The 15,111-nt window shown below is 70.5% G+C and carries 14 protein-coding genes and 1 riboswitch; of the genes, 8 read left to right on the forward strand and 6 right to left on the reverse strand.

Annotated elements, in window-relative coordinates:
• Positions 1-95 precede the first annotated feature (95 nt).
• Together cdgB and ABZX79_RS09670 are read left to right on the forward strand one after the other, a co-directional pair.
• Complete coding sequence (gene cdgB / locus ABZX79_RS09665; protein ID WP_355253948.1) at positions 96-1,775, forward strand: diguanylate cyclase CdgB; 1,680 nt, start codon at positions 96-98, stop codon at positions 1,773-1,775.
• Positions 1,776-1,885: 110 nt separating this feature from the next.
• Positions 1,886-2,884 (forward strand): carbohydrate-binding protein, encoded by a 999-nt coding sequence (locus tag ABZX79_RS09670; RefSeq protein ID WP_355253950.1) that lies wholly within the window; start codon positions 1,886-1,888, stop codon positions 2,882-2,884.
• 10 nt (positions 2,885-2,894) lie between these two features.
• Here the strand turns inward: ABZX79_RS09670 and ABZX79_RS09675 are convergent, their stop codons facing one another.
• The 4 genes from ABZX79_RS09675 to ABZX79_RS09690 all read right to left on the reverse strand — a co-directional run bounded on the left by ABZX79_RS09675 (position 2,895) and on the right by ABZX79_RS09690 (position 6,932).
• Positions 2,895-3,746 carry a class II fructose-bisphosphate aldolase gene (locus tag ABZX79_RS09675; RefSeq protein ID WP_355253952.1) on the reverse strand — a complete coding sequence of 284 codons (852 nt, stop codon included), beginning with the start codon at positions 3,744-3,746 and terminating at the stop codon, positions 2,895-2,897.
• A 35-nt stretch (positions 3,747-3,781) separates the two neighbouring features.
• Complete coding sequence (locus ABZX79_RS09680; protein WP_355253954.1) at positions 3,782-4,708, reverse strand: 1-phosphofructokinase family hexose kinase; 927 nt, start codon at positions 4,706-4,708, stop codon at positions 3,782-3,784.
• 122 nt (positions 4,709-4,830) lie between these two features.
• Positions 4,831-5,976 carry an N-acetylglucosamine-6-phosphate deacetylase gene (nagA, locus tag ABZX79_RS09685; protein WP_355253956.1) on the reverse strand — a complete coding sequence of 382 codons (1,146 nt, stop codon included), beginning with the start codon at positions 5,974-5,976 and terminating at the stop codon, positions 4,831-4,833.
• Positions 5,976-6,932 (reverse strand): ROK family protein, encoded by a 957-nt coding sequence (locus ABZX79_RS09690; protein WP_355253958.1) that lies wholly within the window; start codon positions 6,930-6,932, stop codon positions 5,976-5,978. Before ABZX79_RS09690 ends, nagA begins: the two co-directional genes overlap by 1 nt.
• A 216-nt stretch (positions 6,933-7,148) precedes the next feature.
• Between ABZX79_RS09690 and ABZX79_RS09695 the strand changes: the two genes are divergently transcribed.
• The 3 genes from ABZX79_RS09695 to otsB are packed head-to-tail and all read left to right on the forward strand — an operon-like array spanning position 7,149 to position 9,596.
• Entirely contained in the window at positions 7,149-8,363 is a 1,215-nt protein-coding gene (locus ABZX79_RS09695) for an extracellular solute-binding protein (RefSeq protein WP_355253960.1), read from the forward strand.
• A 40-nt stretch (positions 8,364-8,403) separates the two neighbouring features.
• Complete coding sequence (locus tag ABZX79_RS09700; protein WP_355253962.1) at positions 8,404-8,673, forward strand: DUF3263 domain-containing protein; 270 nt, start codon at positions 8,404-8,406, stop codon at positions 8,671-8,673.
• Positions 8,674-8,714: 41 nt separating this feature from the next.
• Positions 8,715-9,596 carry a trehalose-phosphatase gene (gene otsB, locus ABZX79_RS09705; protein WP_355253964.1) on the forward strand — a complete coding sequence of 294 codons (882 nt, stop codon included), beginning with the start codon at positions 8,715-8,717 and terminating at the stop codon, positions 9,594-9,596.
• Between the two features lie 450 nt (positions 9,597-10,046).
• Here otsB and ABZX79_RS09710 read toward each other — a convergent pair whose 3' ends face one another.
• Positions 10,047-11,441, reverse strand: a complete 1,395-nt coding sequence (locus tag ABZX79_RS09710; protein WP_355253966.1) for a trehalose-6-phosphate synthase — start codon at positions 11,439-11,441, stop codon at positions 10,047-10,049.
• 58 nt (positions 11,442-11,499) lie between these two features.
• A complete protein-coding gene (locus ABZX79_RS09715) occupies positions 11,500-12,504 on the reverse strand; it encodes a glucosyl-3-phosphoglycerate synthase (RefSeq protein WP_355253968.1) in 1,005 nt (334 codons plus the stop codon).
• Positions 12,505-12,679: 175 nt separating this feature from the next.
• Positions 12,680-12,807: riboswitch (SAM riboswitch) on the forward strand.
• Here ABZX79_RS09715 and thrC point away from each other — a divergent pair.
• From thrC to ABZX79_RS09730, 3 genes are all read left to right on the forward strand, one after another.
• On the forward strand, positions 12,801-14,120 hold the full coding sequence (gene thrC, locus ABZX79_RS09720; RefSeq protein WP_355253970.1) for a threonine synthase: 1,320 nt from the start codon (positions 12,801-12,803) through the stop codon (positions 14,118-14,120). (Overlaps the previous riboswitch by 7 nt.)
• Positions 14,117-14,392, forward strand: coding sequence for a MoaD/ThiS family protein (locus ABZX79_RS09725; protein WP_355253972.1), 276 nt, complete (start codon positions 14,117-14,119; stop codon positions 14,390-14,392). The genes thrC and ABZX79_RS09725 overlap by 4 nt, the downstream gene beginning before the upstream one ends.
• 415 nt (positions 14,393-14,807) lie before the next feature.
• A complete protein-coding gene (locus ABZX79_RS09730; protein ID WP_005315736.1) occupies positions 14,808-15,011 on the forward strand; it encodes a cold-shock protein in 204 nt (67 codons plus the stop codon).
• The last annotated feature ends 100 nt before the right edge of the window (positions 15,012-15,111 follow it).

Genomic DNA, 15,111 nt, shown 5'->3' on the forward strand with positions numbered 1-15,111 from the left:
GGGCAGCTCGCTGTGATTCAGTGGCCGTGATACTGCAACAAAGTGCGGCGATGAGAATCCTGGAGTTGCTGTCGAGGTCTCGGGGAGAGCGAACAATGGAGGCCGAGTCCGAGCCGTACGTCCGCCTGGCGACGCTGCGGCAGCTGCACCAGGTGGTCGCCGACCTCAATCGGGCCACCAGCCTGGCTGACACCCTGCAGGCCGTCGCCGACGGAATAGTCGCCGGCCTGGGATACGAGCTGGCCTGCGTAAACCTCGTCCAGCCCGACGGCGACCTGGTCATCGCCGCCTTCGCGGGCAACCCCGCAGCCGAAGCCCTGATCACCGGCCGCGTCGGCTCCCGCGCCTCCTGGGAACGCCGCCTCTCCATGGGCGAGGCATGGGGTGACCTGCACTTCATCCCGCACACCGAGGGCTGGGTCCTCCTCGAGGACGACGTACCCCAATGGCACACCGACGGCCCCGAGCCCCGCTTCGCCGACGAGTGGCACCCGCAGGACCGCCTCTACGCCCCCATGTACGCGTCAGGCGGCGGCCAGGAGCTCCTCGGCGTCATTTCCGTCGACCGCCCCCGCAACGGACGCCACCCCGGCGCCTGGGGCCAGGAGGCGCTCCAGATGTACGCGTCCCAGGCGGCCATTGCGATCAGCAACGCCCGGCTTCGTGCAAACATGCAGCGCGCCCTCGTCCGCCTGGAGCGCGAGCAGCAGGCCCTGCGCGCCAGTGAGGAATCCTTCCGCCAGGCCTTCGAGTACGCCCCCAGCGGCATGGCCATCGCCGAAATGGGCGGCGACCAGCACGGCCGGCTGCTGCGGACGAACGACGCGCTGTGCCGGCTGCTGGGCCGTCCCGCCTCCGCGATGCGCCGCTATTCGTTCGCCGACCTCGTCCATCCCGAGGACATCGGGACCCTGCTGCGTACGTCGGCCGAGGGCGGGCGCGCCGAGCTGCGCCTGGGGCGGCGCGACGGGACGTACGTCTGGGTGTCCCTGCGTAACTCCGTCGTCGCCGACACCACTGACGGCCCGCGCTTCCTCCTCACCCACGTCGAGGACATCGAGGAGCGCAAGCGCCACGAGCTGCACCTCGCTCACCGCGCCTCCCACGACTCGCTCACCGGCCTCCCCAACAGCGCCGAGCTGCGCTCGCGCCTCGCCGCCCGGCTGTGCCGCCGCCCGCACTCCGTGCGCGCCACGGCGATCGAGGCCCTGGACGCGGCGTACGGCGAGCCGGCCGCGCCCGGGAGCGCCGTGCCCGAGCACGGCTTCGACTACAACCCGCACACGGACGCGGGCTCCTACGACCACCACGTCCACATGTACGCGCCCACCTCGGACGCCGACGGAGGGGCAGGCGGAGGTGCCGTCGACGACGGCACGAAGGGTCTCGCCGTCCTCTTCTGCGACCTGGACGGCTTCAAGTCGATCAACGACCGGTTCGGGCACCACACCGGCGACGCCGTCCTGATCGAGGTGGCCCGCCGCCTGACGACGTGCGTACGCGACGGCGATACGGTCGCCCGCCTCGGGGGTGACGAATTCGTCGTTCTCGCCGACGGTCTCGGCAGCGCGGACGCCGCCGACCTGGCCGTACGCTTGCGAAACGCCATCATTCCGCCGATCCGGGTCGACGGCAGGGCGGTCCGCGTCGGAGCCAGCTTCGGCATCGGCTGGGCGAGCTGCGGGATGTCGGCGGAAGAGGTGTTGCAGTCCGCTGACCAGCGGATGTACGTGGAGAAACGCTCCCGTGCCAAGGTTCACAGGCGAGCGGGCTGACGGACGCCCTATTACCGCACTGTGTTCTACGCCAAACCTTCGGGTTGCCCATTCGGGGTAGGCTCGCCCGGTCGGCGACGGCTGGCGAACATGGTGAGGAGTGACCAGGGATGACTGCCGCGAACAACGGCACGAGCACGCCTGAGGACGACGATCCGTTCGGCTACCTCTACGAGGACGGACAGGCAGCGGGCGCGGTCTCGCCCCGCTCGGGCGGCTACGGCTACCCGGGTCCGGCCTCGCAGCCAGGGGTGCCCAGAACCTCGTACCACCAGGTGGGAACGGTCGGCCAGCGGCAGTACGGGCAGCAGCAGTACGGCCAGCAGGTGCCCCCGCAGCAGGCGTACGGCCAGCAGGCCCAGCAGGGCCAGCAGAATTACAGCCAGCCCAATGCCCACTACGCGGCCCCCGAGACGCAGCCCGGCGGCGCACCCACCCGCCAGGTCTCGTACGCGGGCGGCGGTGGTGGTGGCGGCCGCAGTGGCGGGCCCAACACCAAGGGTTTGCTGATCGGCGCGGTGGCAGTGGTCGCGGTCGTCGTCATAGGTATCGGCATCGCCCTGCTGACCAGCAACAACAAGGACAAGACGAACGCGCAGGCCGGTGACACGGGCGGCGGCGGCTCCAGCGCGGGTCAGACGGTCAAGCCGAGCGAGGAACCGAAGGACAAGCCCGACAAGCCGGCCGTCGAGCTGCCCAAGAAGGACGCGGCTCTTCTCCAGCTCTCCGGTTTCTCCACGGACACCACGATCCCCGGCGCCAGGTCGTCGAGCGGCGCGTACGTCCCGTTGAATACGCCGGGCGCCTCGGCGACCTGGACGGTGAAGGTGCCGAAGGCCGGGGCGTACACGCTGTCGATCGACTACGGCGTGCCGGGCAAGGACGCGAAGACCTCGCTGACCGTCAACGGGAAGCCGCACGGCGGTGGCCTGAACATGAAGAACTTCGCCCACGCCGAGGAAGGCGCCTGGGACAAGGGCTGGACCAACACCTTCGCCTTCGTCAACCTCACCGAGGGCGAGAACACCTTTGTGATCTCCTGCGGCACGGGCGACCAGTGCGAGGCCAACCTCGACCGACTGGAGCTCAAGGCCGGCCACATCCAGTGACCCCCCTTCTTTAGGGGCGCATCAGCCCCAGGAAGTGCTCCACCGTCCCGGTCATCGCCTCGCGAGCCGGGGCGATGTACTTCCTGGGGTCGACCGTCGTCGGGTTGGCGGCCAGGTACTCCCGTACCGCGCCCGTGAAGGCCGTGTTCAGGGCCGTGCCGACGTTGATCTTGACCATGCCCGCCGCCACCGCCCCCCGGATCTCCTCGTCCGGTACGCCCGACGAGCCGTGCAGGACCAGCGGCACCGGTACGGCGTCGCGCAGGGCGGTGATCAGTTCGTGGTCCAGGGCCGCCGTGCGGTCCGTCATCGCGTGGGACGAGCCCACGGCGACGGCCAGGGCGTCGACGCCCGTGTCGGCCACGTAGGCCTTCGCCTCCGCCGGGTCCGTGCGGACGCCCGGGGCGTGCGCGTCGAGCGGGGGCTCGCCCTCCTTGCCGCCGACCTTGCCCAGCTCCGCCTCGATCCAGATGCCGCGCTCGTGGCCCCAGCGGACCGCGTCCGCCGTGGCCTTCACGTTGTCGCCGTACGTCAGCTTCGACGCGTCGAACATCGCCGAGCTGAAGCCCGCCGGGTGCGCCGCGCGCAGCAGCTCGAGGGACTCGACGTGGTCGAGGTGGAGGGAGAGGGGCGCGGCGGAGGTGCGGGCGACGGCCGTCACCGCTGCGGCGATGGCGGTGAGGTCGCCGCCGTGGAACTTCACGGCGTTCTCGGAGATCTGGAGGACGGCGGGCGCGCCCGCCCGCTCCGCGCCGGCCGCGATCGCCTCCGCGTGCTCCAGCGTGATGACGTTGAAGGCGGCGACAGCGTGGCCCGATTCCCGGGCGGCGGTGACGAGTTCGCCGGTGCTGACGAGTGGCATGCGATCCCCTGGTGTTCGTGGCGGTGAGTGCTTGGTTACGCCGCCGTGGCGTGGGCGGTGACTTCGACCTGCGGGAGCAGGGCCTCGTACGTCGTGACGTCGAACTCGCCCGCCGCCGGGGCCACTACCGTCGCCGCCGACAGCGCCACCGCCCGCGCCAGGCGCTCCGGCCAGGGCAGTCCCTCCACCAGCCCCGAGAGCAGCCCGGCCACCGCCGAGTCGCCCGCGCCGGTCGGGTTGCCCTTCACGCGGGCGGGCGGGGCCGCTTGCCAGAGGCCCTTGGGGGTGGCGGCGAGCATGCCGTCCGCGCCGAGGGAGGCGACCACGGTGTGCGCGCCCCGGCGGCGGGCGTCGTGGGTGGCGCGCAGGGGGTCGCGGGAGCCGGTGAGCTGCGCGAGTTCGTCGGCGTTGGGCTTGACGAGGTCGGGGCGGGCGGCGATGCCCCGGCGCAGCGGTTCGCCGCTGGTGTCCAGGAGTACGGGGACGCCGGCGGTGCGGGCGCGGCGTATCAGATCGGCGTACGCGCCGACGTGGATGCCGGGGGGCAGGCTGCCGCACAGGGCCACCGCCCGGGCGCCGGGCAGGAGTTCGGCGTACGAGGAGAGGAACGCGGCCCACTCGTCGGGGGTGATGGCCGGTCCCGGTTCGTTGAGCTGGGTGGTGTCGCCGGTGGTGGCGTCGACGACGCCGATGGTGCGGCGGGTGTTGCCGCTGACGGGGACGAGCGCGTCGACGGGGGGCAGGGGCGCGAGCAGGTCGCGGAGTACGGCGCCGCAGGGGCCGCCCGCGAAACCCGTCACCACCGTGTCGTGGCCCAGGGCGGCCAGCACGCGGGCGACGTTGAGGCCCTTGCCGCCGGGGCGTTCCGCGACATCGGTCACCCGGTGGGAGGCGTGCGGTGTGAGGGCCGGCACGCGGTAGGTGATGTCGAGTGCGGTGTTCAGCGTGACCGTCAGGATCACCTGCGGAACCCCCGTAAAGACCGTAGAACCGTAGAAAGCGCTTACCATTCAACTCTGTCGGGGCGATCATGCCAAAAAGAAAGCGGTTGGCCCAGAGGTCCGGGCCAACCGCTGCTCGCTGCCTACGGCTCGATCACCCAGGCGCCCTTGCGCATCACGCCCTTGAGCGTGAAGTCCGCGTCCAGGACCACCAGGTCCGCGTCCTTGCCCGGCTCCAGCGAACCGACCCTGTCGTCGACGCCGAGCAGGCGGGCGGGGTTGGCGGAGACCGACCGTACGACGTCCTCGACCGGCAGCCGGTCGACGGTCACCGCGCGCTTGAAGGCGGTGTCGAGGGTGAGCGTGGAGCCCGCGATCGAGCCGCCCTCGGCGAGCCGCGCGACGCCGTCCTTGACCTCGACCTCCAGCGGGCCGAGCAGGTACGTGCCGTCGCCGAAGCCCGCCGCGTCCATCGCGTCCGTGATGAACGCGACCCGCGCGGAGCCCGCCCGGTGGTACGCCAGCTCAAGCGCGGCCGGGTGCAGGTGCGTGCCGTCGTTGATCAGCTCGACCGTGACCCGCTCGTCTTCGAGCAGCGCGGCGATCGGGCCGGGTGTGCGGTGGCCGAGAGCCGGCATCGCGTTGTAGAGGTGCGTGGCGACCGTCGCGCCCGCGTCGATGGCCTCGATGGTCTGCTCGTACGTCGCGTCCGTGTGGCCGATCGCGGCGATCACGCCGTGCTCGGCGAGCAGCCGCACCGAGTCGATGCCGCCGGGCAGTTCGGTCGCCAGCGTGACCATCTTCGCCGTGCCGTGCGCGGCGTCGATCAGCTTGCGGACCTCGGCCGGGTCGGGGTCGCGCAGCAGGTCCTCGCTGTGCGCGCCCTTGCGGCACGGGGAGATGAACGGACCCTCGAAGTGGATGCCGGCCAGGTCGCCCTGCTGGACCAGCTCGGAGAGCAGCGCGGCCTGCCGGGTGAGTACGTCCATCTCGCCGGTCACGGTCGACGCGGCGATGGTCGTGGTGCCGTGCTCGCGGTGCGTCTGTACGCCCTTGAGTACGTCCTCGGCGGTGCCGGAGGTGAAGGACGCGCCGCCGCCGCCGTGCACGTGCATGTCGACGAAGCCGGGCACGATCCAGTGGCCGGAGAGGTCCAGGGCCGGGGTGTCCGCCGGGGCGGCGCCGGCGATGCGGGTGCCCTCGATGATGACCCGGCCGTTCTCGACGGTCCCGGTGGGCAGCACCACCCGGGCGCCGGAAAGAACCTTGCTTGCAGCGCGTCCGGCCATCAGGCGGATACCTCCGTGGCTTCCGTGGAATCGCGTTGGACTTCGAGAAGATCCCAGGCGAGGAGCCCCGCGCCCAGGCATCCGGCGGTGTCCCCGAGGGCCGCCGGAACGATCGAGGGCAGCTTCTGGAACGTGACGCGTTCCGCGACGGCCGCCCGCAGTGGTGTGAACAAGGTTTCCCCCGCCTCGGCCAGTCCGCCACCGATGATCAGCGTGCGCGGGTCCAGGAGGGTGAGCGCGGTGACGAGCCCGTCGGCGAGCGCGCCGATGGCTTCCAGCCACACCTCCCGGGCTCTCGGGTCACCCGACTCGACGGCCTTCGCGCAGTCGGCCGCGTCGGCGTCCGGGTCGCCGGAGGCGGCGGCCCAGGCGGCGGACACGGCGGAGGCGGAGGCGAAGCGCTCCAGGCAGCCGCGCTGGCCGCAGCCGCACAGGGTGCCGCCGGGGCGTACGACGATGTGGCCGATCTCGCCGGCGCAGCCGTGGGCTCCGGACTCGATGACGCCATCGATGCCGATGGCGCCGGCGATCCCGGTGCCGAGCGGTACGAACAGGAACCGGTCGGCGCCCCTGCCCGCCCCGATCCGCCCTTCGGCGAGGCCACCGGTGCGTACGTCGTGGCCGAGCGCGACCGGCACGCCGTGCAGCTTCCCGCTGAGGAGTTCGCGCATGGGTACGTCGCGCCAGCCCAGGTTGGCGGCGTACACCGCGATCCCGTTCTCGGCGTCGACGATGCCGGGCACGGCGACGCCCGCGGCGGAGGCGGTTTCGCCGTACCGCTCCTCGCCGTACGCGCGCAGCTCGGCGGCGAAGCCGGTGATCGTCTCGACGACGGCGTCCGGTCCCCGCTCCCTGCCGGTGGCCCGGCGGGCCTCGTGCAGCAGTACGCCGTCCGCGCCGACCAGCGCGGCCTTCATCCCGGTGCCGCCCACATCGAGGGCGATGACGTGTTTCACGAGGACAGTCTCGCGCGTAGACCCTGGAAAGGTCTAGTCCACTTCGCGCGCAGGTGTTGCACAAGTGAGACCGCACTGGTGTAGACCTCATGGCACGGACTGGGAGAAAATCGCAGCTCACGCGCATGTCGGACAACGAATCAACGAATCAGTAGGTGGGAAAGAGCTGTGCACCGGCGCTTCTTGGGTTTGACCGCGACAGTGGTGGCACTGGGCATGACAGTGGCCCTGGCCGGATGCGGAAGCTCGGAAGGCGGTGATGTCACGCTCAAGCTCGTCGCGGCGGACTACGACCCCGAGGGCGGCGACAGCACCAAGCAGTACTGGGACGGCGTCGCCACCGCGTTCGAGGCCGAGCACAAGGGCATCAAGGTCGACGTCTCGGTCTACGACTGGAAGGACGTCGACCGCAAGGTCGCCGAGATGGTCGAGGCCGGCAACGCGCCCGACATCGCGCAGATCGGTGCGTACGCCGACTACGCGGCCGAGGACGAGCTCTACTCCGTCGACGAGATGCTCTCCATCCCCGTACAGGCCAACCTGCTCGCCCCGCTCGCCGAGGCGGGCGAGGTCGGCCGGGTGTCGTACGGCATCCCGTTCGTCGCCAGCACCCGCCTGCTCTTCTACAACAAGACGCTCTTCACTCAGGCCGGCCTTGAGCCCCCCAAGACGTGGGACGAGATCGAGAGCTCGGCCAAGGCGCTGAAGCAGCGCGGCGTGACGTACCCCTTCGCGCTGCCGCTGGGCAACGAGGAGGCGCAGGCCGAGACCATGATGTGGATGCTCAGCAACGGCGGCGGGTACACCGACCAGGTCGGTACCTACACGATCGACTCCCCGCAGAACATCGAGGCCTTCAGCTGGCTGAAGGACACCCTCGTCGGCGGGCGGCTGACCGGCCCCGTCGCGCCGGGCAAGCTCGACAGGAAGCCGGCCTTCACGGCGTTCGCGAACGGTGAGGTCGGCATGCTCAACGGCCACCCCTCCCTCCTCCAGCAGGCCGCGAAGAAGGGCGTCAAGGTCGGCATGGTGCCGCTGCCGGGGCCCGACGGCAAGGCGAGGTCGAGCATGGGCGTCGCCGACTGGATGATGGGCTTCAAGCAGCACGGCCACGGCAAGCAGATCGGCGAGTTCCTCGACTTCGCGTACAGCGACGAGAACGTCCTGGAGTTCGCCGACCAGTACGACCTGCTGCCGGTCACCGTCTCCGCGTCCGAGACGATGGCCGCGGACCCGGAGCACAAGGAGCTGTGGCCGTTCCTGGAGACGCTGCCCCAGTCGACGCTCTACCCGGTCGGCAAGACGTCGTGGGCGAAGGTCAGCGAGAGCATCAAGAAGCAGATCGGGTCGGTGGTCGGGCCCAATGGTGACCCGACGGGGACGCTGGGGGCGATTGGGCGGGACGCGGCGGCGACGGAGAACGCGGAGTAGGGATGAGTGAGGCGTTTTGCCCCCGCCCTAGACTGCTCATATGCCTTACGACGCAGAGCTCGGCGGTCCCGAGCCCGCTGAGCCTGCTGAGCTCTCCGAGCGGGACCGGGCCGTCCTCGCCGTCGAGCGGCGGTCGTGGTCCGGGGCCGGGGCCAAGGAGCGGGCGATGCGGGAGCAGCTCGGTATCTCGCCGACCCGGTACTACCAGCTCCTCAACGCCCTGCTCGACGACGAGCGCGCCCTCGCCCACGACCCCGTCACGGTCAACCGCCTCCGCCGGGTACGGGACGCTCGCCGCGAACGCCGCTGAGCCCGTGCCGGGCGGGGCGTGCGCCGGTAGGGTCAGAGGCCATGGGAAGCCAATCGCAACCGCAACCGCACCCGCACCCGCACTCCCTGCCGACCGACTTCACGCCCTCGACCCCGGCCGGCCGCGACGGTCTCGCCGCGCTGCTGGCGGCGCCGGAGCGGGCGCTGATCGCCCTTGACTTCGACGGCACGCTCGCCGACATCGTTCCTGACCCGGAACAGTCCCGGGCGCATCCGGGAGCGGTGGACGCGATCGCCGCACTCGCGTCGCGGGTCGGGGCCGTGGCCGTGATCACTGGTCGCCCGGCCGGCGTCGCGGTCCGTTACGGCGGCTTCGCCGGGGTACCCGGTCTCGAACGCCTCGTCGTGCTGGGCCATTACGGCGCCGAGCGCTGGGACGCCGTCACCGGCACGGTCCGCGCCCCTGCCGCGCACCCCGGCGTGCAGGCCGCCCGCGCCGAACTCCCCGGATTCCTTGAGGGCATGGGGGCCTGGCGCGGCTCGTGGATCGAGGAGAAGGGCCAGGCCGTCGCCGTGCACACGCGCCGTGCGGAGGATCCTGTGAGGGCGTTCGAGTCCCTGCGCGTCCCTCTCGCCGAACTCGCTGCCCGCCACGGGCTGATCGTCGAACCGGGCCGTCTGGTGCTGGAGTTGAGGCCGCCGGGCACGGACAAGGGTGTGGCGCTGGCGGAGTACGTGCGTGAGGTGGGGGCCGGGTGCGTGCTGTACGCGGGGGACGACCTGGGCGACGTCGCGGCGTACTCGACGGTGGAGAAGCTTCGTACGGAGGGGGTTCCTGGGCTGCTGGTGTGCAGTGGCAGCGAGGTCCCTGCGCTCGCGGACCGGGCGGACCTGGTGGTGGACGGCCCGTCGGGAGTGGTCGGGCTGCTGGCGGCCTTGTCCTCAATCGCCGGACGGGCTTGATCGGGGCCGGGCTTGGCACTGGGTGGGGGTGCGGGGGCGGGGTGCGGCTGCCTGCGGCGCTTTCCCCACCCCGCCCCTTCCCGGCTGTGACATTTGCGGCTGCCGCCGCGTGGGGGGCAAGCCCCCAGCCCCCAGACAACACAGACGCCCTTCGGGCGTGTCCTCAAACGCCGGACGGGCTGGATGGTTGCCGCAACGCGGCACCTTCTCAGCCCCTCCGGCGTTTGAGGAGCGGGGTCCGGGGCAGCGCCCCGGTTCGGGAAGGGGCGGGTAGGGGAAAAGCGCCGCAGGCACCGGGACCCCCACCGCACCGCCGCCGCGCTCGGGCGCGCACCCAAAACACGCAGCCCGGGGTCGCACCCCAATGCACGCGCGCCCGGGGTCGCACCGCAATGCACGCGCGCCCGCGGACGCACCCAAAAGCACGCGCATCCGGGGGCGGAGCCCGCGCTAATTCGCCGTCAGCGCCGACAGTTGCGCCAAAAACCACGTCGCCGGCGGCAGCGCCGTCGCCGCCGCGGCCAGGCGCTTCGTGCGCTCCGCCCGTTCGCCCGGCTCCATCACCAGCGCCGCGCGCAGCGCCTCGGCCGTCGCCATGACGTCGTACGGGTTCACGACGATCGCGTCGTCGCCGAGCTCCTCATACGCCCCCGCCTCCCGTGAAAGCACCAGCGCGCACCCCGCGTCGGAGACGACCGGCACCTCCTTCGCGACGAGGTTCATGCCGTCCCTGATCGGGTTGACCAGTGCCACGTCAGCCATCCGGTACGCCGCCAACGACCGCGCGAAGTCGTCGTCCAGCTCCATCAGCACCGGCTGCCAGTCGTCCGTCCCGTACTCCGCGTTGATCTCGTCGGCCAGCCGCCGCACGGCCGCCGTGTAGTCGCGGTACACCGCCAGGTCCTGCCGCGAGGGGTAGGCGAAGGCCACGTGAACCACCCGCCCCCGCCACTCGGGCCGGTCCGCCAGCAGCTGCCGGTACGCGAGCAGCCCGCGCACGATGTTCTTGGAGAGTTCCGTACGGTCGACGCGGACGATCGTCTTCCGCCCGGCCCCGACCCGCTCCCGCAGCCGCACCAGCCACTCGTCCACGTCCTCCTGATGCGCCCGCTCCCGCAGGAACTCCGCGTCGGCGCCGAGGCCGTGCACGCCGACCGCCGTGCCCTCCAGGGCATCGGCGCCCAGCACATCCACCGCGCACGCCACAAAGGCGTCCGCCCAGCGCCGGGTCAGGAACGCCACCCTGTCCGCCCCCAGCAGACCGCTCACCAGCTGGCGCGCGATGTCGTCCGGCAGCAGCCGGAAGTAGTCCACGGGGGCCCACGGAGTGTGTGTGAAGTGGCCGATCCGCAGGTCCGGGCGCAGCTCGCGCAGCATGCCCGGCACCAGGCACAGGTGGTAGTCCTGCACCAGCACAGCCGCACCGGGCGCCGCCTCGGCCGCGAGCGCGTCGGCGAAGGCGCGGTTGTACGTCTCGTACGCCCCCCACTGGCGCCGGAACTCGGCGTCGAAAGCGGGCTCCAGCGGCGTCTGGTACAGCATGTGGTGCACGAACCACAGCACGGAGTTCGCGATGCCGTTGTACGCGTCCGCGTGCACACCGGCGTCGATGTCGAGCATCCGTACGCCCGCCGTGCTCGTCCCGCGCCGTACCGCCTCCCGGTCGCCGTCCCCCAGCGCCGAGCACACCCACAGGGAATCGGCGTCCCGGCCGATCGCCGACAGGCCCGAGACCAGACCGCCGCCGCCGCGCTTGGCGGCGAGCGAGCCGTCCTCACGGAGGGTGTACGAAACCGGGCCGCGGTTGGAAGCGACAAGAACCTGTGCAGCGTGCTCGGAGACCATGTGCCGAAACCTAGCCCGTCCTGGAAGCCCTCAAACGTGCGTACGGCTCAACTCCGGGTTAAGCCGCCCGCCGCGCCGCGTACTCGTCGATCTCGCGCATCGGCGGCCGCTCCTCCGTGTCGACCGTATGCGTGCGCGGGACGAACCCGGATCCGTCCTCCGACCGCTCGAACTGCGTCAGCACCGGCCGTACCAGCGGGCCGCGCGAAAGCCGCAGGTGAGCGGTCCGGTAGATGCTCGCGGCCATCCGGCCGAGCGCCTGCCCGTCCTGGTGGCGGTGTCTGCGTACGCCGACATCGACCTGGGCCAGCGCGTCGAGGCCCACCGTGTGGAGCGAGTCGACGAGCAGGCCCAGTTCCACTCCGTAACCGACGGGGAAGGGCAGCTGTTCGAGCAGCGAGCGGCGTACGGCGTACTCACCGCCCAGCGGCTGGACGAAGCCGGCCAGCTGCGGCCAGTGCAGATTGAGCAGCGGGCGCGCCACCAGCTCGGTGACCCGGCCGCCCTGACCTAGGGTCTTGCCGGAGGCGAGCAAGTCGGATTCAGTGCCGGAGGCGAGCAAGCCGGACTCAGTGCCGAGGGGGCGGTCGTACATCGCCTTCACGAAGTGCACGTCGGGCTCGGTCAGCAGCGGTCCGACGATGCCCGAGACGAACGAGGCAGAGAACTCCTTCAGGTCCGCGTCTATGAAGCACACGATGTCGCCACTCGTCACCAAGAGTGACCGCCACAGCACCTCCCCCTTGCCTGGGACGGCCGGTATCCGGGGCAGTATCGCGTCGCGGTGGACGACCCGCGCCCCAGCCGCCGTCGCCACCTGGGCGGTGCGGTCCTTCGAGCCGGAGTCGATGACGACCAGCTCGTCGACGAGGGGCACGGCTCCCATCAGCTCGCGGCGTATCGCCGCGACGATGTCGCCGACCGTCTCCTCCTCGTCGAGGGCGGGCAGCACGACGCTTACGGTGAGGGCGCGCCCGGCCTTGGCCGCGATCAGCCGGTCCAGCGGCCGGTCGGCCGCGGACCAGGACCGCCGGTCCAGCCAGCGCTCCACCTCTTCCAGCACGTGCCTCTCCCTCGTCAGGTGAGCCGTCGTCCGGCTCGTCGTTGATCCATCTCGCGTTGCGGACGACAGTCTCATCCGTCCGGGGGTTCGGTTACAGTCTTGAACAACGCGGAGGTCCCTCGCATCTCGGGGGTGCCGCGGAACAAACGCGCCGGGTCCAGACCCGGCGCCATAGCGCTCATCCAGAGGGACAGAGGGAACGGCCCGTTGAAGTCCCGGCAACCATTCCGCCGACCGCGAGGTAACGGTGGGGACGGTGCCAATTCCGTCTCACGGCGAAATGCGCCGTGGGGAAGATGAGGAGAAAGGGCCTCGCCACCATGGCTGTGCAGTCTGTTGAAGCTGATGCAAGCACCACGAATCTCCCCGTAGACCTGGGACCCGCCACCGCGCTTTCCTGCCGCGAGTGCGGAGAACGATTCGAACTCGGCCCGATCTTCGCCTGTTCTTCCTGTTTCGGTCCCCTTGAGGTCGCCTACGACCTCCCGCTCGGGGACGCCGAAGCGCTGCGCAAGGAGATCGAAGCCGGACCGGACAATATCTGGCGGTACGCGCCGCTGCTGCCCGTGCCCGCCGATGTGGCGTCCAAGCCGAGCCTGAACCCGGGCTTCACCAAGCTGGTCAAGGCCGACAACCTGGCCCGCGAGCTGGGTGTCACCGGCGGTCTGTACGTCAAGGACGACTCCGGCAACCCGACGCACTCCTTCAAGGACCGCGTCGTGGCCATCGCCGTCGAAGCGGCCCGCGCGTTCGGTTTCACCACGCTCTCCTGCTCCTCCACCGGCAACCTGGCCGGCGCGGTCGGCGCCGCCGCCGCGCGGGCCGGCTTCCGCTCCTGCGTGTTCATCCCGCACGACCTGGAGCAGGGCAAGGTCGTCATGGCTGCGGTGTACGGCGGCGAGCTCGTCGGCATCGAGGGCAACTACGACGACGTGAACCGCTTCTGCTCCGAGCTCATCGGCGACCCGCTGGGCGAGGGCTGGGGCTTCGTCAACGTCAACCTGCGCCCCTACTACGGCGAGGGGTCCAAGACCCTGGCGTACGAGATCTGCGAGCAGCTCGGCTGGGAGATCCCGGACCAGCTCGTCATCCCGATCGCCTCGGGCTCGCAGCTCACGAAGATCGACAAGGGGCTCAAGGAGCTCATCGCGCTCGGTCTGGTCGAGGACAAGCCGTACAAGATCTTCGGTGCTCAGGCCGAGGGCTGCTCGCCGGTGTCGACCGCCTTCAAGGCCGGGCACGACGTCGTACGGCCGCAGAAGCCGAACACGATCGCCAAGTCGCTCGCGATCGGCAACCCGGCCGACGGCCCGTACGTCCTGGACATCGCCCGCCGCACGGGCGGCGCGGTCGAGGACGTCAACGACGAGCAGGTGGTGGAATCCATCAAGCTGCTGGCCGAGACGGAGGGCATCTTCGCGGAGACCGCGGGCGGCGTGACCGTCGGCGTAACGAAGAAGCTCATCGAGGCCGGTCTCCTTGACCCGTCCCTGACGACCGTCGTGCTCAACACGGGCGACGGCCTGAAGACCCTTGAGGCGGTGGCCCCGACCACGGGTCAGTCCGCCGTCATCCGCCCCAACCTGGACTCTTTCCGAGAGGCTGGCCTCGCATGAGCGTCAAAGTCCGTATCCCGACCATTCTCCGTACGTACACGGACAGCAAGGCCGAGGTCCCGGCCGAGGGCGCGACCCTCGCCGAGGTCATCGCCGACCTGGAGAAGAACCACCCGGGCATCGCGGCCCGCGTCCTGGACGATCAGGGCAAGCTGCGCCGCTTCGTGAACGTGTACGTGAACGACAACGACGTGCGCTTCGAGGGCGGCCTGAAGACGGCCACTCCGGACGGCGCGGGTGTCTCCATCATTCCCGCCGTCGCCGGCGGCTGATCCCACTCGCTGTTACGCCGATTGCCCTCTCCGCCACAGAAGCGGAGGGGGCAATTCTGCATGGTTGAGCGCGGTACAGTTGGGGAAGCCCCCTCCGCTGCCTGTGCCGGGCGCATATGAGAATGCGTCCCCGCGCGACAAGAAGCAGCCAAAGTGTCGGACCCAATTGCCGCTTGTGCGTGCCTTGTCCGGCCCGACTTGCCCTGAAAGCCAGGGAATTCTTCGCATTCGCGTGTTCCGTCATGCCCAGATTTCTCGTCCGATTGACCTGTTGCAGAGGGCAGTTGGGCGGATACATTCAGCCGCGGTCGACGCGTTCCGGCGCACGCCCTCTCCTGTCGGAGGGCGGAGGAGTCTGACCCAGGACGCGCGAAGTGCGGTCCTGTGCAAGGGCCAGAAATAGGGGAGTTAAGCCATGGCTCAGGGCACCGTCAAGTGGTTCAACGCGGAGAAGGGGTACGGCTTCATCGCGGTCGACGGTGGTGCGGATGTTTTCGTCCACTACAGCGCGATCCAGATGGACGGGTACCGCACCCTTGAAGAAGGTCAGCGAGTCGAATTCGAGATCTCGCAGGGCCAGAAGGGTCCGCAGGCGGACATGGTCAAGCTCGCCGTCTGATCTCGGCGCGATCGGCCACCGACGCACTCACGCATGAAGGGCCTGTACCCCACACCGGGTACAGGCCCTTCATGCGTGTGCTGTTCCCCGGGGGACGCTT

The organism is Streptomyces sp. NPDC002994, assembly GCF_040611155.1.
GTDB lineage: Bacteria > Actinomycetota > Actinomycetes > Streptomycetales > Streptomycetaceae > Streptomyces.

Coding starts and splice junctions, on each gene's coding strand:
- cdgB (WP_355253948.1), top strand. CDS start 96: ATGGAGGCCGAGTCCGAGCCGTACGTCCGCCTGGCGACGCTGCGGCAG.
- ABZX79_RS09670 (WP_355253950.1), top strand. CDS start 1,886: ATGACTGCCGCGAACAACGGCACGAGCACGCCTGAGGACGACGATCCG.
- ABZX79_RS09675 (WP_355253952.1), bottom strand. CDS start 3,746: ATGCCACTCGTCAGCACCGGCGAACTCGTCACCGCCGCCCGGGAATCG.
- nagA (WP_355253956.1), bottom strand. CDS start 5,976: ATGGCCGGACGCGCTGCAAGCAAGGTTCTTTCCGGCGCCCGGGTGGTG.
- ABZX79_RS09695 (WP_355253960.1), top strand. CDS start 7,149: ATGACAGTGGCCCTGGCCGGATGCGGAAGCTCGGAAGGCGGTGATGTC.
- ABZX79_RS09700 (WP_355253962.1), top strand. CDS start 8,404: ATGCCTTACGACGCAGAGCTCGGCGGTCCCGAGCCCGCTGAGCCTGCT.
- otsB (WP_355253964.1), top strand. CDS start 8,715: ATGGGAAGCCAATCGCAACCGCAACCGCACCCGCACCCGCACTCCCTG.
- ABZX79_RS09710 (WP_355253966.1), bottom strand. CDS start 11,441: ATGGTCTCCGAGCACGCTGCACAGGTTCTTGTCGCTTCCAACCGCGGC.
- thrC (WP_355253970.1), top strand. CDS start 12,801: ATGAGGAGAAAGGGCCTCGCCACCATGGCTGTGCAGTCTGTTGAAGCT.
- ABZX79_RS09725 (WP_355253972.1), top strand. CDS start 14,117: ATGAGCGTCAAAGTCCGTATCCCGACCATTCTCCGTACGTACACGGAC.
- ABZX79_RS09730 (WP_005315736.1), top strand. CDS start 14,808: ATGGCTCAGGGCACCGTCAAGTGGTTCAACGCGGAGAAGGGGTACGGC.